The organism is Pseudoalteromonas sp. G5_S1_14_S5 (genome assembly GCF_054968605.1).
This window is the reverse complement of the sequence record NZ_JBQKUM010000056.1, coordinates 14,973-34,144: the sequence shown is the minus strand read 5'-3', so window position 1 is coordinate 34,144 and position 19,172 is coordinate 14,973. Positions and strand designations below refer to the sequence as shown.

The window sequence follows — 19,172 nt, the reverse complement described above, 5'->3', positions numbered from 1 at the left end:
TATTTAAAAGGTAAAATAAGTAGCGTTTTTGTAAAAGCAACTATATATATAAAAATGCATCATCATGAAACAAAAAAACTAAAATACATATATTCCAAACTGATAACTATTTTATAAAAAAGAGAGTGGATTCCACTTAATCATTAAGAAACATTACAAATTAACTCATTAATTGACTTATAATGAGAGTAAATTTCTTTTGATTTTTGATCTTACTAGAAAAAATCTTTGACTACACATTCCCTCAGAATCGCATATACAATAAACTAATCTGCGCAGATTAAGTTTTTGCTTATGCGATACTCATTTTGGGCAAATGATTTGACTCTTCCCCCCAATCCTCAATGATGAAATGGTTTTCTCAAACTGATACGTACATTTGCTCAACAAGAGGACGACTTTTAGGCCTGATACCAGGAAATTTAGATAGTAACCCCGTTAAAATTGTCCATTTCCCAGCTCACCCAAATGACATACAGAAGCCCAACCCCATCCTTGGCATGCGTGTCACTTTTACGCTCCAGAACAACTAATTTGTTGTGATGAGATCTACTATCCTCCTACTAAGCGTATAAAATTTCGTCAGACATACAAAACCACACCGTTCACTGGTTGTTATTAAGTGAGCAAAGCTGGATAATATCGGGATCGGAATCTCAAGAATTAATCCATTATGACCGAATACCTTTTGTTGTTGGTTGGCACAGTGCTGGTCAATAACTTTGTGCTAGTGAAGTTTTTAGGACTATGTCCATTTATGGGAGTCTCCAAGAAACTGGAGACTGCGATTGGCATGGGCCTCGCGACGACTTTCGTTCTGACGTTAGCGTCGGTTTCTGCATACCTAGTAGAAACCTACATCCTTACTCCTCTGGGTATTGAATACCTGCGTACCATGAGTTTCATCTTGGTTATCGCGGTGGTTGTTCAATTTACGGAAATGGTCGTTCACAAAACCAGCCCAACGCTATATCGCCTATTGGGTATCTTTCTGCCTCTTATCACTACCAACTGTGCGGTATTAGGTGTGGCACTCTTAAACATCAATGAAAACCACAACTTCATCCAGTCGATCGTTTATGGTTTCGGCGCGGCGGTAGGTTTCTCTCTTGTTCTGATCCTATTTGCTGCAATGCGTGAACGTATTGCGGTTGCTGATGTTCCAATGCCATTTAAAGGCGCATCGATAGCGATGATCACAGCAGGCCTAATGTCTCTGGCATTCATGGGCTTTACTGGGTTGGTGAAATAAGCATGAGTACTATTTTAATTGCGATCATTGCGTTAGCTGTTTTAGCCGCTGTTTTTGGCGCTATTTTGGGCTTCGCCTCTATTCGCTTCAAAGTAGAAGCCGATCCTATCGTCGATCAAATCGACACAATTTTACCGCAAACTCAATGTGGTCAGTGTGGCTATCCAGGTTGTCGCCCATACGCAGAAGCGATTGCTAACGGAGACAAAATCAATAAATGTCCTCCTGGCGGCCAAGCAACCATTGAGAAACTAGCAGACTTAATGGGCGTAGAAGTGGAAGACTCCGCTCACGACTTAGATAACAAAGTAAAAACTGTTGCCTTCATTCATGAAGATATGTGTATAGGCTGTACTAAATGTATTCAAGCCTGCCCTGTCGACGCCATAGTTGGTGGTACTAAGGCACTACACACAGTAATCAAAGACGAATGTACTGGTTGTGATCTTTGTGTCGCGCCGTGCCCTACTGACTGTATTGAAATGATTCCAGTGGCAACAACGACTGAAAATTGGAAATGGCAGATGAACATCATTCCTGTTACAGATATCACTAACCAGGCAACTGATGCGACCGCGTCAGAGCCTAAGGCATAGGGTTAGTATGATCTCTTTAATTGAACAAATTCGCACGGGCTCTATTTGGAGCTTCCCTGGCGGCGTGCACCCTGCTGAAAACAAGAAACAGTCCAATACTACTGATATCGTTCATGCAAGGCTGCCAGAAGAAATCGTCCTTCCGGTAAAACAGCACATTGGAAAACCTGGTAACATATTAATTGCCGCGGGTGACACCGTAATGAAAGGCCAGCAACTAACGGCTCTAGATACCGGTTTTACGTTGCCGGTACATGCACCTACATCAGGTGTAATTACTGCTATCGAACCAAGAACTACCGCGCATCCGTCAGGCTTAAGTGAACTCAGTGTGGTCATTAAACCTGATGGTTTAGACGCTTGGATCGAACGAAGTCCCGTTGAAGACTTTTCAACGAAAACCTCAGACGAGCTGCTTGATGTGATTCGCCAAGCCGGTATTTCAGGTATGGGTGGTGCGGGATTCCCTACTGCGAAAAAGCTCCAGTCAGGCCTAGGCCGTACTGATATTCTGATCGTCAATGCAGCTGAGTGTGAACCTTACATCACTTCAGATGATAAGTTGCTTCAAGAGCATGCAGAAGAAGTGTTAAAAGGCATTGAGATAGTTGAACACATCCTTCAACCAAAGCTGACCGTTATCGGTATTGAAGACAACAAGCCAGCTGCAATAAAAGCACTTGAGGTTGCCGCGAAAGACAAAGATATCGTCATTCGCGTGATCCCAACTAAATACCCTTCAGGTGGTGAGAAACAGCTGATTAAGATCCTCACGAATAAAGAGGTTCCTGCTGGCGGCATCCCTGCTGACATTGGTGTATTAGTTCAGAACGTTGGCTCTCTCTACTCTATTAAGAGAGCAGTAATCGACGGTGAACCCGTAGTTAACCGCGTCGTAACTTTAACCGGTAAGACTTTTACGCAGCCTCGTAACGTTTGGGCACTATTAGGTACACCTGTACACGAGTTGCTCGAAGAGTTTGGCTATAAAGCCGATAAAAAGCTACCGCGTTTGATTTTGGGTGGCCCGATGATGGGTTTTACCTTGCCACATGCCAATGTGCCGATCACTAAAACATCCAACTGTATTTTAGCACCAACACGTCGTGAGATTGCACCAAGCACTTACGAGATGGAATGTATTCGATGCAGTGCTTGTGCCGAAGCTTGTCCTGCCTCTCTACTGCCTCAACAACTGCAATGGCACGCGAAAGCCAATGAGCTGGACAAGTGTGAAGAGCTAAATATCAAAGACTGTATTGAATGCGGTGCTTGTGCATTTGTTTGCCCAAGCGAAATCCCTCTTGTTCAATACTACCGCCAAGCAAAAGCTGAAATCAAAACCCGAAAAGATGAAGCCGCTGCTGCAGAGCGCGCCAAGATTCGCTTTGAAGAGAAAAACGCTCGTATTGAGCGTGATAAAGCAGAGCGTGAAAACCGCTTTAAGAAAGCCGCAGATAACCGCCGTAAAGATATGAAAACATCTGGCGGTGATGATGCTATTGCTGCTGCTATTGCTCGTGTTAAAGCACAAAAAGCTGCTTCGGATCAGGCTCCGAATGAAGAGCCAGCAGTGAAACCTGCGGTTGCTGCCGCTATCGCAAAGGCAAAAGCGAAACAAGCTGCAGCTCTGAAGGAAAACGGCGCTGAACCTGACAACTCTGAAATGTCGAAACTGCGCGAAGAGCGTAAACGACAAGCTAGAGAGCGCAAAGCTCAACAAGCTTCTGCAGAAAACTCTGTTGAGGGCAAGAAAGATGCTGTTGCTGCCGCTATCGCTCGTGCTAAAGCGAAGAAAGCACAGCAAGCGGAATCAACTTCTGAAGCCCCTACTGAAAGCTCTGGTGACGCTAAGAAAGACGCTGTTGCTGCCGCTATTGCACGTGCTAAAGCGAAGAAAGCTCAACAAGCTGAATCTGTAACTGACGCTCCTGTTGAAAGCTCTAGTGACGCTAAGAAAGAAGCTGTTACTGCCGCTATTGCACGTGCTAAAGCGAAGAAAGCTCAACAAGCTGAATCTGTAACTGACGCTCCTGTTGAAAGCTCTAGTGACGCTAAGAAAGACGCTGTTGCTGCCGCTATTGCACGTGCTAAAGCCAAGAAAGCTCAACAAGCTGAATCTGTAACTGTCGCTCCTGTTGAAAGCTCTAGTGACGCTAAGAAAGACGCCGTTGCTGCCGCTATTGCTCGCGCTAAAGCGAAAAAAGCTCTGCAAGCGGAATCCGCTGCTGAAGCTCCAGCTGAAAACTCTGGTGACGTTAAGAAAGATGCTGTTGCTGCCGCTATCGCTCGTGCTAAAGCGAAGAAAGCACAGCAAGCGCAACAGGCTAAGACAGAAGAAACGCCGGAACCCGCAATTGAAGTTGAAGTTGAAATTGAAACTCAACAAGAGTCAATCGATCCAAAAAAAGCGGCTGTAGCTGCCGCTATTGCTCGCGCTAAGGCTAAGAAAGCACAACAAGCTAAACAGGTTGAAGCACAAAAAATCGCTCCTGAACCTGTAATCGAAAAAGAGACTGAAGTGGTAGCTGAGGCTCAACCACAGCCAGTCGATCCTAAAAAAGCAGCCGTTGCTGCCGCTATTGCTCGTGCTAAAGCAAGAAAAGCACAGCAAGAGCTTGATAAAAAGAACAATGAGGAGAAAGAGTAGTGGCCTTCTTTATCGCCAGCTCACCGCACGCGCACAGTCGTAGAAGCACCCCAGATCTCATGAAATGGGTAGCTATTTGTGCATTGCCAGGTCTACTAGCTCAAACCTACTTCTTTGGATGGGGTACCCTCATCCAGTTAGTATTTGCTATTGCACTTGCTGTTATCTTTGAAGCAGCGGTAATGCTGTTAAGAAAACGTCCACCAGTAATGGCGCTGCGTGATTACAGTGCTGTTGTAACCGCTTGGCTACTGAGTGTCGCCATTCCCCCACACTCTCCGTGGTGGATCCTCGTTATTGGTATGTTCTTCGCTATTGTTATCGCGAAACACTTGTACGGCGGCCTAGGACAGAACCCATTTAACCCTGCGATGGTTGCTTACGTTGTTTTGCTGATTTCATTCCCAGTTCAAATGACGAGTTGGAATGCCCCCGCGAGCCTGACAGCAGAATCAACAAGCTTTATTGACTCATTCTTGATGATATTCACGGGCTTCAATAACGAAGGTTTGTCTCTGCAACAAGCACGCCTTGGTATTGATGGCACCACAATGGCGACGCCACTTGATGCATTCAAAACGGCATTAACGGCAGGCAACACGGCTTCGGAAGCCCTATCTCAACCGCAATTCAGCTGGTTAGCTGGCGTAGGCTGGGAGTGGGTGAACCTTGCTTACTTAATCGGCGGTTTAGTACTGATAAAGCAGCGTGTTATTCAGTGGTATATCCCAGTGGCTTTCATCGGCAGTCTGACTCTGTTTAGCTTAGTGTTCTTAGTGCTCACTCCTGGAGAAACCGCTTCTCCAACCATTCACCTTCTGTCTGGTGCGACTATGCTTGGCGCATTCTTTATTGCAACCGACCCAGTTTCAGCTTCAACAACAGTCAAAGGTCGATTGGTGTTTGGTGCTCTAATTGGTGCGTTAGTGTTTATTATCCGCAGTTGGGGTGGCTTTCCTGATGGCGTTGCGTTTGCTGTATTGTTAGCCAACATGTGTGTTCCACTGATTGACTACTACACCAAGCCTCGTACATACGGCCACTAAAGGAGCGGACATCATGCTAAATGCAATTAAGAAAAATGGCCTTGTGCTCGCGATTTTTGCCTGTGCATCGACAGGTTTAGTGGCGGTAACCCACTACCTAACAAAAGATCAGATCAAACAGCAAGAACAAGCTCAACTGCTATCTGTACTTAACCAAGTGATCCCACACGATCTTCACGACAACGAACTGTTTTCGTCTTGTACATTGGTTCAAGCAGAAGAGCTTGGTACAGAGAAAGCGATGCCCGCTTACATCGCCAAAATCAATGGTGAGCCAAGCGCGATTGCTATCGAAGCAATTGCACCAGATGGTTATAACGGTGCGATTAAGGTGATCGTCGGTATGAAAATCGACGGTACCATTTTAGGCACTCGTGTACTTTCTCATCAAGAAACTCCAGGCTTGGGTGATAAGATTGATCTACGTGTGAGTGACTGGATTCTTTCTTTTGCCGGTAAACAAGTAACGGACTCTAATCTTGACCGTTGGAAGGTTCGTAAAGACGGTGGTGACTTCGACCAATTTACTGGCGCGACCATTACCCCTAGAGCGGTAGTAAAATCTGTCAAACAAGCGGTCCAATACGTCAACCAAAACAACCAAGCATTGCTTGCTCAACCTCTAAATTGTGGCGGTGAATAATGAGTGATCATAAAACATTAATCAAAAATGGCATGTGGGCCAACAACCCTGCCCTAGTTCAACTGCTTGGCTTATGTCCGCTATTGGCTGTCTCTTCAACGGTGACCAACGCACTTGGTCTCGGTATTGCGACTCTACTTGTATTAGTCAGTTCCAACGTCGCTGTTTCTCTGGTTCGTAACCACGTGCCAAAAGAGGTACGTATTCCGGTGTTCGTGATGATCATTGCATCGCTGGTAACGTGTGTTCAGCTGCTGATGAATGCTTACGCGTATGGTCTGTATCTATCTCTCGGTATCTTCATCCCGCTGATCGTAACCAACTGTATCATCATTGGTCGAGCAGAAGCCTTCGCTTCAAAAAATGAAGTATTACCTGCCGCTCAAGATGGCTTCTGGATGGGGCTTGGTATGACATCAGTACTGGTGGTACTGGGCGCAATGCGTGAAATCATTGGTAATGGCACTCTATTTGATGGCGCAGATCTGCTACTTGGTGATTGGGCATCAGCCTTAAGAATCGAAATTTTCCAATTTGATAACAGCTTCTTGCTGGCTCTACTTCCACCGGGTGCCTTTATTGGTGTTGGTTTCTTGATTGCGTTGAAAAACATCATCGATCATCAAGCAAAATCGAAACAACCAAAACCAGAAAAACCTGTTATTGAGCGTGCCCGCGTGACCAACACTTAACAACAAAAATCTACTGAGCTGCTCAACCGCTCGGCAGAAAATAGGTATAACAAATACACATAACAAAGACGCTCATAAGAGCGCGTAACCGATGATACGGCCCGAGCTTTCGAGTTTATTGAATACCAACTCCAAAGCTCTGCCCTAACTATTTGAAAGTAATGTCGCTATGAACAATGTAAAACGAGTACAAATACTTGAGCGTTTGAGGGAAAACAATCCAAAGCCAGAAACTGAGCTAAATTGGAGTAGCCCTTTCGAACTTCTAATTGCGGTACTTTTGTCTGCACAGGCAACTGACGTAAGCGTGAACAAAGCCACAGATAAGCTTTATCCTGTTGCTAATACCCCACAAGCGATTTTTGACCTAGGTGTCGATGGCCTGAAAGAGTACATCAAGACTATCGGTCTGTTTAATTCGAAAGCAGAAAACACCATTAAGACATGTCGTATGCTGCTTGATCTTCACAATGGTGAAGTGCCAGAAGATCGCGCTGCATTGGAAGCCCTACCTGGTGTTGGCCGTAAAACTGCCAACGTAGTTTTGAATACCGCTTTCGGCTGGCCAACTATTGCCGTTGATACTCACATCTATCGTGTATCGAACCGCACTAAGCTCGCCATGGGTAAGACAGTCGATGATGTCGAAGCCAAGCTACTTAAAGTGGTTCCAAAAGAGTTCAAGCTGGATGTCCACCACTGGCTCATTCTTCATGGACGCTACACTTGTGTCGCGCGTAAGCCTCGCTGTGGCAGCTGTATTATTGAAGATCTGTGTGAGTACTCTCCACCAAAAGAGAGTGTAAAGAAAAGCAAGTAGTAGAAACACTACAATCAAAGGAGGCCCTTGATAGGGTCTTTTTTTCACCTTTACAAAATGACCATCTATTACTATGTTAAAATTATGTATAACAAGATTTTATTTTTGTAATGGTTGTCTTTGGTGAAAGTGTTACCGTAAAAAACTATAAGGATACAAATGGGAACCGTTTCAACCTTGTTGTTAGGTCTAATGTGTTTCCAGTTTGCTTGTACCTTAATGCCTACCTTAATGGGAATCATCGTTCCCCGTACTCTACAAAAAAGTACAAATTTAGTTCTGAATCACCTTCTTTCACAACACTTAAAAAATACGCATATGAATTAAAGTTTTTGTATTGCCATTTTACAAATAAAGGTATATCTCTACCTCATCGTGTAAATTGTGGAGAGTTTCTATCAAGGAGCGAAATAGATGATTTTATTAGAGTGAGTAAGTTATATTCAAATACAAAATCAATAGATTATAATAATATTGTCTCAATATCAGATAAACGTATTCGAGATGCAATATATGCAACATCAACTAGCCAACCCCAAGTTTCTCATCATACATTCAGACAACGTGTCACAAGATTAAAAGCATACATTGAATACTTGTATGTTTGCTATCATTACGACCGCCCTCTTACTGATAAGAAATCTTGCATAGATGAAAAGTTCAGAAAATTTAATATTTATATCAATAACTTCATTAAAGGAAGTAGAAGAGATAATGTTTATGTAAAAGATAGTTTTGAGTCCGTAATACCATCAGAAAATTTCTTTCACTTACTTGATATTATTAAAGAAAGCTCTTCAGAAAATCCTTTTAAATCAAGTAAACTGAGAAATAAAATAATCATGCAAATACTTATTAATACAGGAGTTCGTATTGGAGCTGTTTTAAAATTAAAAATTAGTGACTTAATATATGATTGGGCTAACCCACGTTTTCTATTAACTAGGACCCCAAATGACCCTACGGACCCAAGAAAAGATAGACCATCTAACAAAACCAAAGCATTATCTGTATCGATCCCCTTAGAGTTAATGAACCTTATAAAACTCTACATTCAAACTGTGCGTATAAATCACCCCAAAAGTAGTGAACATGATTTTATATTTATTTCAGAAAAAGGCGATACATCGGGTCAACCTCTCACTTACAATTCTATTCACAAAATAGTAGGAAAATTTGGAAAATCCATAGGAATAAAACTCCATTCCCATAAACTTCGCCATAAGTGGAACGAGATATTTGAAGATAAAGCTAAACAGAAAGGCTATTCCCCTGAAAAGATCGAAGATTTGCGAAATTATGCTATGGGGTGGGTTGAAAACTCTAAAATGGCATCTGTTTACAATGAATATCAATTAGCTCTAACAGTTACTGAGATTTCATTGCAAAACCAACGCAAGTCAGTGCCTAATCTCAGAGGTATTCATGAATCATAAAGATATTGCAGACTTAAGAAAAGATTATAAACAGCAAAGAGAGTTCCCTGCAAAAGTCGAAGGTTACTACTTCGATATTCTCTCTGATTTATGGATCTTAGACTACAAACGAACTATAAAACTGGATTGGATGGCTCACTTAGAAAAAGATACTTTTATAGATATAAGACTAGCAATAGCTCACGCATCACAGCGATATAGTCACGGCTCGATGCAAACATTTATTAGTACTCTAAAGAATCACATAATAAACCACCTTTCGCCCCATGAATTTAAAGCTTGGTGGTTGACACTAGATAGTTTCAAAAAAAATGTTAAGGACTGTTTACAAGCACTTTGTATAAACAACAATAGTCACCAATCAGTAACCCTTGAGCCTCTCTATAATCTAGTAAAAGAAGAAAGATTGGGTCGCGAAGACCTTATGAAAGGAATACTTAATGAAGAATCAGGTGCTTATAGTAATACAGAGGTTAACAATATCTTAGAGGCATTGCGTATAGAAACCGCAAACATATTAAAAGGCAGTGTTGATAAGGTAGAAGAATTTTTACGATTAAGGAACATTATATCTTGTCATTTATTAGTAGCGATAGTTAGACGCCCAACTCAATTAGCCAAAATAAAATGGTGTGATATTTTACCTGTTGGAAATGACTTTACATCACATAAAGAAAGCAATCGGAAGTGGGTGCCTCTTACGCAGCATCGATTTTCTGACATCGAACAATTTCATCTTAGGACATTCAGAGGGAAAGACGGCCAGTTTCGTTACGATGCAGAATCACGCTCTCATCGACTAAGTCCTGAACTCTCGGAATTATTGATTCAATATTACAAGATTTATAAATCAAACTTCCGTAGAGTGATTAATAAATTAAATATCGAACTAACTAACCAAGAAATAGAAACGTTGATGAAGTGCTTACCACTACAACCAGATAAAAGCATCTTTTTGACTAAATTTACATGTAAAAAAGAATTATTTAGTGCTTTCAGTAACACATCAAAAGCATTTCATGTATCTTCTGATTCAATTTCAAATGGTATAAGGTACCTCTTCACATCCGTACTAAAAGTAAAAAGTGACCGAATACCAACAAAGCCATTGAACCTAGGTAGTAACCGTTGGCGACATACTCAGTTGTCGCAAGCCGTCTTAATGGGACTGAGCCCGGCACAAATTGCGGCAATTACAGGAGTTACCGTTGAGGCGATCTACCCATATTTGGACCTTAAATTTCAAGAACGCATTACTATTGACAAAGCTTATGCCGGAAATAGAATAATCCACCGTTTTGACTCCATATCAGTAGAGGAATTAAAACAGCATAAAGACTTTAGTGTGAAAAGCCCTTTTGATGAAGAAATTGGATATAAACTTAATCCATCCAACTGCTCAAGCTGCCAATCAAAAGGTGGTGTACCGATGGCATGCTATCCTTGTGACAATTTTAGACCCCTTGAGACAGCGAATCATAAACAATACCTAGATAAAGCAAAACGAAAACTAGCTATCAATAGTCAATCCGCTCACCCATTTACTATAAAGCGACTTCAAATGGTAGTCCTCTATATTGAAGCAACCATAGCAATTTGCGAAGAAAGGAAGACCTTGAAGATTGGGGATAGTAGATGAGCATTATAAACCGTTATATAGATAATCAACTTGATTATATTGCAGAGAAGAAAAAACAGCCTTTAATTGGCTTTACTAATCCCACAGGAGAACAGGCTACATGGGATGATATTGCTATTACATTCACTGACATCAAAGGTAAGAAAATTAACTTTTGTTTTAACAACAAAAACCAGCCCAATGCAAATATTGGTTCTAAATTCACGCAGAGTGATAGGATAGAAACTGGAGTGCATGAACTAATATTTGCATATGCTCTCGACGTGGTAAACGAAAAAATTGGTCATAGTTACAAAAAAGATAAAGTCACCACAGCCAAATACCTTCTTCTTGAACTTAACGAAAACATTTCATCTGTGGATAATAAAAAAATACAACTTGTTATTAATAAAATGAAAAATCCAGCAAAGGTGCCTTTTTTCATCAATTGGCTGCACAAACATAAAATGGTCCCTTTGAGCATACAGCCTATAATAAATATAAGAAAGACTGATATTAGAAGTAAATATGGTGATGATGCATTAATAATGGAGAAATCAAAATTACCTAACGAAAAGGTACTTCTCGCATTGGGAGCTATCTTTTATGATGTTATACCTTCCTATAAAGATGACAAAAATGGCAGTAGCAGTTTGAAAATAGATAAAGCCATATGGAAGAGTCAAAGAGATAGCTTTGTTTGCACTATGGCTGCACTTGCCATGGCATCACCGAATAGAGCAGCAGCAGAACAGTGCTTGTTAACAAATCAACGTTTGCATTCTCATGTTGAAGAATTAAATGGAGAAAAACAAACTGTATACTATCTTAATTGGCGTGGTTCAAAAGGATATAATGACTACCAGAATCATATTAACGCTGAAATGGCAGAAAGTATTGATAAAGCGTTACATTATACTTCAATAGTAACAGAGCCAGCAAGAGTACTAGCACGATTCTACAAAAAGCCCTCACTAGCATTAGAATGTATCCTCAAAGACTTTCAACCTAGTCCTGAAAATATGCGCGAGCTAAATCCAGCAATGGATAAACCAACAAATTTAATACACCTAGGTTTTTTGCTCGGCTTCTTTGATGGTACTTATAAAAACTTACGAGTAACTTCTGATACAAAAGGCTCTATAAATATAACAAGGGCTAGCCATCAACCTAAGTACATCAAGCCAATTGTTGATTTAACCCTATCTGATAAATTATTTTTCGCTCATAAATGTCCCTATACAAAAGTTTTAACCGGTAACATGCTATTTGGAAAACGAGCATTTAAAAAATACTCCGCAGGTAAAAAAGAATTAACCGTTTCAGAATTTCAAAGCTTTACTATAAAGTCAAATCAAGAAAATATAACAGGTTATAACAGAAGTCAGAAAAAGTTTGTCACATATGAAAATGCACTTTTTACATATACTGAAAGTCAACTCAATAGCCAGAGTGGATCACCTTTTTATCTGAAACCAATTTCTTCATTAGGGTTATTATTTTCAAAAGAATTGAGTAAAAATAAGTCATCATCAAAATCTATTTTTGAAAGGCATGGTTTTTCATCAGATTTTTCTATTAGTCCACATCAATTTAGACATTGGCAAAATGACCTATTGGATAAAAATGGGCTACCTCACATCCTAATATCTATGTTATCAGGTCGAAAAAGTGTAGAACAAACGTTAACGTATATACATACTACAGATGCTCAAAATTCTTCCGTGATCAGTGACATCTTATTTAAAAAAAGTACCGAAAATGAAGTTAACGCCCATATAAGTAAGCGGCTACAAAGTAAAAGCCAATACGATGAAGCTATAGAAAATCTATCTCCAACACTCGTTACAGAGGTTGGATTTTGTGTACAGAACCTAACCTTGTCACCTTGTACATACATGACCGAGTTTGAGACTCAATGTACTTTGTGCCCTTCTTCATGCCATATTACCCATGACACAGAAGCTATAGATCTGTTAAAAAAAGATATAAAAATCCAAACTCACAATTTGAAGAAAGTCAGCAATTCAATTAACTTTTCTACCAGTAATGGTATGCAAGAATGGTACAAAACTCACTATAAAAACACGTCTTTAATGAGAAACTTAGTCGAAGTCCTTTCCGATACGTCAATCAAAGAAGGATGTATAGTGCGGTATATATCACGCTCAAATACCATGCGGATTACAGATTTGGATACCAAAGCCGTCAAGGAGAGAAAACTATCATTACCGGATGTAGAAAAAGCACTTCGCATTGCTCTCAATGATAAAACTGAAGCAGATAACGACACAGCTAAAAGCAATCTTCTAAGTTTTGTTAGAAACAGTATTGGATAACGCTTATGGCGAATAAATCTCTAGATATTGACCAACAAATATCCATCCAAGCTTTAATCAGGGCTTGGGAAGGAAAGTTAACTTGGGAATTATTGGTAACCAAAATTGAGTCTAGCTTAGAAATAACTACAACCCGACAGACTCTTGATAAATATCTCAATATAAAAGGAGAGTATAAGCGCAAGAAGCTCTTACTAAAAGGTAGGCCTATATGCTCTGATAATACTTCACCATTAAGCCTAACTAAGCAAGATATTGATTTAAAAGAAAAATTAGTTCAAACAAAAGCGGAGCTAGATATCGCAAGAGACGAAGTCGGCTATCTACAAGCTTTCATTCAAAAAATAGTAAATATTGCTCAGAGCGACCCTAACCTGATGGAAGTTTTACAGAAAACGATGGCAGATATTGAGTCGAAAAAGTAGTAATACTTATGAATCTAGTTTTTTGTCGGATACTACTATAGAGCCACTAGAATGGCCTCTAGTGGCTATTAACTGCTTACTAGAAGCTATCGAGAAAAAGCATGAAAGTTTGTAAGCTTTCGTCATTCACGAAGAAACGTCCTATTCCAGACTGAGGCTTATTATTGGTCTCGATGGATGAGGCATTTAAGTTAACCTCCACAATTGAAAAACGTTCTTATAGTTTACAAACTAGGCATCTATCCTATTAGCGTTCCACAGCCTATGCCCTAGCAGAGTTATTCGATATTTACGTGTTCCAGTTGACTTAAGTAGTTATTCCGACTATCTATCCACTCTATCACCTTCATAATATGCTCTTCAGGCATGAAGCTATTCCGGTATATATTTTTAATTTTCTCGGTCTTTGCACAAAGTTCTTCAATTAACTTTTTAGCCAACTTTGGATTAATTCCAATATTGCCTGCAAACGTAAGAAAATCATACCCCGTATAGGTGCAGTGTGATGCATAGCCACTAGTGTTTCCATTTTCTCCTTCCTCGGTAGCTAGAAGCGGCAATGCTAACGAAGTTTCATTAGCAATATAGTCAGGGTAAGGGGCTATAGATACATAATCATAAATCGGCGTCAGTCGTGTATCGCCTATCTCTGGCAAAAGTAAACCAATATTCCGCAAATGGAGATCATTGTTACCAAGGAAGTATGCTGTTAGTATCCGATTAAACAGCTCCCTTTTGAAGGGTAAGCTACTGTCTATATTGGTGATTAAAAATTTACAGGCCTGTTCGTAGCTAATATAGCCCTCATCATCATCTTTTATCTTCCCGTACTTTTCGCTAACACTCATTGCTGCATCCAGTTGCTCTTGATGAATAGCTTCTTCGCCTGATTTTAAACGGTCATAACGTCTAATAATAAAAGCCCGCTCACTGTCTTCGTCCTGTCCACTAAAGCGAACCAAACCAAACGGAGGTAAATCAAAGCCAAGCGTTTTCATAACCAACATAGTTGCATGCTCATTTTCCGCTAAATACGGAAACTCCGCTGGAGAAGGCTTAAGAATAAACAAAGCCTTGTCTTCTACAACTCCGAGCTCATTTTCATCGTTAATTGCTAACGATAGCTTTGGCTGATAGCCAGAAATACTCATCCCTTTCTGTTTCTTTGGTAGTTCACTAACAAACTCATCACGTGTAAAAGGCAAACGTATTTTATACTTACTAGCACCAAGTAAAGCTTTTATTTCACCCTTCTTATATTCTTCTTGCTCACGATTAGAATCATTGAGATCGACTAAGCTTATAAGGCTTTTCTTACTAGGATACATACTCTTCTAACCTCATCAGTTGCACTGCGCCAAGTAAGTTTTTGCCATTAGACAAAAGCATACCAAGAGGATCATTTTCATCAATTTTTTGTAATTCAGAGTAACGCTTTTTAAGCCAACCTTCTGGAGCAAGGCTTAGAAAGAAGGGGTGTAACTCTTTGCTTTCAAATCGCTTTTCATCTAGTGGCATACTCAGTGACAAGCTTCGCCCCTTATAAGAAGCATCATACTCAAACGTAAAACCATGTGCATCTTGGGACAGTACACCGCAGAACTTGCCATACAGCAGAACTCTTACTTTTCTATCCATATCTTCATACCTAACTCATTAGCAACTGTTAAAAAATTATCTAGCGACGTTTTGCTAGGATCTTTAAGCATGCGCTTTATAGTTGAACTAGAAATATCAGTTTGTAGCTCTAATTCTTCTAATGAGATTGCTTTCTTACGCTGTCGCATATCAGCAACCAGACTATCTTTATCGTAGATAGGATAAGTCGATATAGGACGGTCAACGGAATCTTCAATATTGTGCAATAGCTCTTCAAGAACAGAATGCATATGAGATTCAAGTGAGTTCACCTGTTCTCGTAGTTGTAACACTTTTGGGTTCATAATCTTGCCTACACCACGGATCTTAAATGAGCCTTATATTATATATTCACCAATATAAGACCACTCAAGACCTAAGTAAAGAAGTTCTGTGTCAATTATGAACTTTTTACTGGGCTGAAAGAGACAATAAGCTCAAATAAGAACTAAAAGAGCGCGGACTGGGTCACAAGAGAGCTAATTAAGATAGGAGAGGCAAAAATGGGTCAAAAAAGAACCATAGACTACTTAGTCTATAAACCAAGCGTTTGGAAGCAAGAAATGACAATAAATTAAGTCTTAGCTTGGGCCGCAAAAATGCAAAAAAACCTTTAAAAAACAACAACTTAAGGGCAAAAAACCAACAAATACTGTATGCTCAACCTCCCAAGCTCTGCTTGGGAGGTTGAGCATACAGTTAAACTAAGAAAAAGTAAAGCCATTTCCTTGATTTTTCAACACATAAAGTCCAATAACAAGGAAACGCCTTAGTAAGTATGGCTGTGCTGAATTATAAACACATTCTAACCGCAATCTGTTCGATCTCCTCTACACTCAAACGCCCTTTAGCCCAGCCATTAGCAAAAGGAATAGTATTGGATTTTGGTAACTGACTTTCTTCTAAATCATTAATCCGAACTCTTGAGGGCAACGCAGCTCCTTCACCAACGAATATAGCTTCTTGCTGAGACAAAATGGGCAATGCTCCAACCATACCGGACAAACCATCGGGTAAAAACCTTGCGACGTGCTGTTGATCAGCAGAGTTAGTCAACCGTAGAACAACCCATGTACCACATTGCGAAATGACTGTACTATCAACGTCAGCAGGACGCTGACTCACTAACATTAAGCCAATACCATACTTTCGCCCTTCTCTAGCTATACGCCTAATAGCACCTTGTGCAGCAGCATATTGAGCCTCTCCATGATCTGGTACATACCGGTGAGCTTCTTCACATACGAGTAGAATTGGATCTTTTTCCTTTTCGTCCTGAGTTTGAATTACTTTGTATTGAAAGAGCAATCTGGCAATCAAAGCAGCCAATGGACCTGCAACTTCATTTGGCAACCCAGATATGTCTATAATACGAATATCTTTTCCTACTTGTTGAGGAGCTCCAACAAACTGATTTATAACTTCATGAAGCTTGATACTACTATCTTCCTTCCAACACTCCATCATAAAAGACAGTCGTGTATCTCTACGTAACACTTTCAATTTGTCTAAAACTGAAAGGACCGGAGATTTTGCCAACTCAGAAGCAGTCATGCTCTCATGTTTACCTTTGTTTATTCTGCCACCTTGAATATATTTGACATGATTTTCAAACTCATCCAAGCAAAATGGTCTCGGCTTATCTCGATCAAACTCCAGTAAATCGGAAGTATCTTTCCCATCGCATAGTTCTGGCTCATCAAGAATAAATTGATCACCACCAAAATTATCTCGACATGGTTTAATTAGTCCTGCGGCAACCATCCTTGCATGAGCCAAAGCCTTATGAACAGCATTGTTCTGACTCGTCGCACTACTTTCAGTTTTTCCAATAACTAAACTCGTAAACTCATCACTAGACATTAACCAGTAAGGTAGCCTAATTTCCTCTTGTTCATTTTCTTCTGAAACAATATTGTAAGCTTGGTATTGAATAGATCGCTCTTTAAATGCAGCGCCATACTCACCATGCGGATCAATAACAACTATCTGCGGGGATAACTCAGCCCCTTCATGCTTGTGCGATAGGACACTATGGATGATTGCAGCAACTGTTCCTGACTTACCAGACCCCGTTGATCCTAATACGGCACAATGCATACCAAACATTTTGTTAATATTTGCTCGGCAAGCTGTAGATTCAGATGCACTGTACACAGCAAATGGAACTAATGGGTCAACCTGTTCATCTCTAACGCCTTCAGCAGAACGATATACGCAAGCAACCTCGTCAGTGGTTAGCAAAAACACACCTTGTTTGGGGAGAGGGTAAGTTTTAATTCCTCGCCTAAATGCCAGCGTCTCATGCGTTGAATTCCAGTTTCCTTCTGCCAAAAGTTGTACTTCCATAAGGCGTTGATCAGAGTCTGCACTTATTGGCTTGCCTTCTTCAGCTAATTCTTCTGAACGCATCCGAAGCATAGTCACTAAACCAAAAATCACTTTCCTTCCATAGTGTATTTTGACCATACTGCCTATTTGCCCAATAGAATATACTCGCCCATCAAAGCTTCTAGTTAATTCGGAAACCTGATCTGATATTTCTACCTTAATTTTGGTGCCAGAAACTTCGACAACCTGTCCTATCCTTAACTCATCAATTGGTGTAAACATTCTATACCTCACACCCATTCTTTAAGATTGACGTAACCCCTTTGAAAGTCCACCAATAGTCCTCTCCATCTTTCCGCCCAAAAGGCCCTGAGTCACCTACATATAGCCCGTTCAAAGAAGCAATAAGAACTCTTCTCCCAAACTTTTCGTCACTCCTCCACCTATCAAGACACGGAGGTATTTCAGTTCGACATTCTAAAAAAGCTATCAATACGGTTTTGTTTTCTTCTTTAGATAAAGCAAACTCAATTTCATTATTTATATGGTCATCGCCAAAGCTATACCCACATACGGCCAACACATTGCTGTTGCTTGAGTTTAAGGATTTACGAAACAGATCAAACTGAGTGGAGAAAGGATCCTGCTGAGTCGCAATGTATTTCGTAGCTTGCGGGTAAATTAATACTCTCCGTTGAGTTTCTGGATAAATATCATTCTCTCTTACTCTCCAAACATAACCCTTTTCGCATAAGAACCAGTCTATAGAGCCATGCATTTTTATTACGTTTGCCCGCTGCCCGTTAGAAGGGACTGGCTCACCATATCTTTGTGTACGGTATGCGACTGCTCCACCTGCAAAACCATCCCAGTAAGGCACTTTATTCAATGCTAAAGCGTCTTCTAGTAAGGTATCGTAATTGGTAGTAAAGATATTGACTGCCTTCCGTCGCTGATGAACGCCAGCTGACGCATGATTGAAAAGAACATTAATGAAATCAAGATGAGCATTGATGTCTACAATCGGCTCGGATATTGACCCCTCTAAAAAAGTCTCTCCATCTTCTCTATAGCCACTACGAATTACATAGGCGATTGAATCCAAAACAGCGCTATGTACACTTTCAAGGTCGGATAAAAGGGTCTCGGTACCTTTAATAAACACCTTATTATCCTTACTCCTTTCAGCCAAAGCGGCATAGTCACCAAGGTGACTTAAAACGTGCTCTATATGGCACTGTTCCGGCAATTCATTAAACAGAGGCTCAACTATATCGTTGTACAGTTTTGAGTGAGTCTTACTAAGATCCTTCTTCACCTTATTAGTAAGTGGGTACATTAATGGTAGGTTTGCGTCGAAACTGATCCCTGCCCCCATTAACCAGTTTTGTTCACTACATTTCAGATGCTCTTCTAACTGAAAGAACATATCTTCGTTCGCTAAGTGTCCCATTTAAAGCCTTCTAAACTTATCCCAATGCGTATATTTATCTATACAATAACCATCGTAGAACCAGGTGCAACAACTTGCACCATTGGCACAATATAACACAGTGCGTGTAAGGGAACTCTTGATTTAGATCCCGTCCAAGATTCAGAGAAAAACGTGATTGAGCTAGCCATAGCAGGAAGCTCAATGTTGAACAGGAATGCACCAGTGATTTTTAGAGTTTATCTATTAAAATT

Annotated in this window: 16 protein-coding genes; 11 read left to right on the top strand and 5 right to left on the bottom strand. The window is 40.4% G+C overall.

Going from position 1 to position 19,172, the window contains the following annotated elements:
- The first annotated feature begins 673 nt into the window (after window positions 1-673).
- The 11 genes from rsxA (at window position 674) to ACTRWI_RS16150 (ending at window position 13,517) form a co-directional block, all read left to right on the top strand.
- Window positions 674-1,252, top strand: a complete 579-nt coding sequence (gene rsxA / locus ACTRWI_RS16200; protein ID WP_004737335.1) for an electron transport complex subunit RsxA — start codon at window positions 674-676, stop codon at window positions 1,250-1,252.
- A gap of 2 nt (window positions 1,253-1,254) precedes the next feature.
- Complete coding sequence (gene rsxB, locus ACTRWI_RS16195; RefSeq protein WP_004734040.1) at window positions 1,255-1,848, top strand: electron transport complex subunit RsxB; 594 nt, start codon at window positions 1,255-1,257, stop codon at window positions 1,846-1,848.
- Window positions 1,849-1,855: 7 nt separating this feature from the next.
- On the top strand, window positions 1,856-4,498 hold the full coding sequence (gene rsxC / locus ACTRWI_RS16190; RefSeq protein ID WP_499132796.1) for an electron transport complex subunit RsxC: 2,643 nt from the start codon (window positions 1,856-1,858) through the stop codon (window positions 4,496-4,498).
- Window positions 4,498-5,544 carry an electron transport complex subunit RsxD gene (rsxD, locus tag ACTRWI_RS16185; RefSeq protein ID WP_499132795.1) on the top strand — a complete coding sequence of 349 codons (1,047 nt, stop codon included), beginning with the start codon at window positions 4,498-4,500 and terminating at the stop codon, window positions 5,542-5,544. The genes rsxC and rsxD overlap by 1 nt, the downstream gene beginning before the upstream one ends.
- Window positions 5,545-5,557: 13 nt before the next feature.
- Window positions 5,558-6,187 (top strand): electron transport complex subunit RsxG, encoded by a 630-nt coding sequence (rsxG, locus tag ACTRWI_RS16180; protein WP_063524257.1) that lies wholly within the window; start codon window positions 5,558-5,560, stop codon window positions 6,185-6,187.
- Window positions 6,187-6,879, top strand: coding sequence for an electron transport complex subunit E (locus tag ACTRWI_RS16175; protein WP_499132794.1), 693 nt, complete (start codon window positions 6,187-6,189; stop codon window positions 6,877-6,879). Before rsxG ends, ACTRWI_RS16175 begins: the two co-directional genes overlap by 1 nt.
- Window positions 6,880-7,048: 169 nt before the next feature.
- Window positions 7,049-7,699: an endonuclease III gene (gene nth, locus ACTRWI_RS16170; RefSeq protein WP_499132792.1), complete on the top strand. Its 651-nt coding sequence runs from the start codon at window positions 7,049-7,051 to the stop codon at window positions 7,697-7,699.
- Between the two features lie 428 nt (window positions 7,700-8,127).
- The gene (locus tag ACTRWI_RS16165) at window positions 8,128-9,135 is read left to right on the top strand and encodes a site-specific integrase (RefSeq protein WP_499132790.1); all 1,008 of its coding nucleotides are present in this window, start codon (window positions 8,128-8,130) and stop codon (window positions 9,133-9,135) included.
- A complete protein-coding gene (locus ACTRWI_RS16160; protein ID WP_499132789.1) occupies window positions 9,125-10,774 on the top strand; it encodes a hypothetical protein in 1,650 nt (549 codons plus the stop codon). The genes ACTRWI_RS16165 and ACTRWI_RS16160 overlap by 11 nt, the downstream gene beginning before the upstream one ends.
- The gene (locus ACTRWI_RS16155) at window positions 10,771-13,092 is read left to right on the top strand and encodes a hypothetical protein (protein WP_499132788.1); all 2,322 of its coding nucleotides are present in this window, start codon (window positions 10,771-10,773) and stop codon (window positions 13,090-13,092) included. The genes ACTRWI_RS16160 and ACTRWI_RS16155 overlap by 4 nt, the downstream gene beginning before the upstream one ends.
- 5 nt (window positions 13,093-13,097) lie before the next feature.
- Window positions 13,098-13,517, top strand: a complete 420-nt coding sequence (locus tag ACTRWI_RS16150; protein WP_499132787.1) for a hypothetical protein — start codon at window positions 13,098-13,100, stop codon at window positions 13,515-13,517.
- A 278-nt stretch (window positions 13,518-13,795) separates the two neighbouring features.
- On the opposite strand, the gene ACTRWI_RS16145 is transcribed toward ACTRWI_RS16150, so the two are convergent.
- The 5 genes from ACTRWI_RS16145 to ACTRWI_RS16125 all read right to left on the bottom strand — a co-directional run bounded on the left by ACTRWI_RS16145 (window position 13,796) and on the right by ACTRWI_RS16125 (window position 18,939).
- The gene (locus ACTRWI_RS16145) at window positions 13,796-14,845 is read right to left on the bottom strand and encodes a type II toxin-antitoxin system HipA family toxin (protein ID WP_499132785.1); all 1,050 of its coding nucleotides are present in this window, start codon (window positions 14,843-14,845) and stop codon (window positions 13,796-13,798) included.
- Window positions 14,835-15,155, bottom strand: a complete 321-nt coding sequence (locus tag ACTRWI_RS16140) for a HipA N-terminal domain-containing protein (protein WP_499132784.1) — start codon at window positions 15,153-15,155, stop codon at window positions 14,835-14,837. The genes ACTRWI_RS16145 and ACTRWI_RS16140 overlap by 11 nt, the downstream gene beginning before the upstream one ends.
- Window positions 15,140-15,460 carry a helix-turn-helix domain-containing protein gene (locus ACTRWI_RS16135; protein WP_499132782.1) on the bottom strand — a complete coding sequence of 107 codons (321 nt, stop codon included), beginning with the start codon at window positions 15,458-15,460 and terminating at the stop codon, window positions 15,140-15,142. Before ACTRWI_RS16135 ends, ACTRWI_RS16140 begins: the two co-directional genes overlap by 16 nt.
- A gap of 487 nt (window positions 15,461-15,947) precedes the next feature.
- Window positions 15,948-17,768, bottom strand: a complete 1,821-nt coding sequence (locus ACTRWI_RS16130) for an ATP-binding protein (RefSeq protein WP_499132781.1) — start codon at window positions 17,766-17,768, stop codon at window positions 15,948-15,950.
- A 1-nt stretch (window position 17,769) separates the two neighbouring features.
- Complete coding sequence (locus ACTRWI_RS16125) at window positions 17,770-18,939, bottom strand: SIR2 family protein (protein ID WP_499132780.1); 1,170 nt, start codon at window positions 18,937-18,939, stop codon at window positions 17,770-17,772.
- Between the last annotated feature and the right edge of the window lie 233 nt (window positions 18,940-19,172).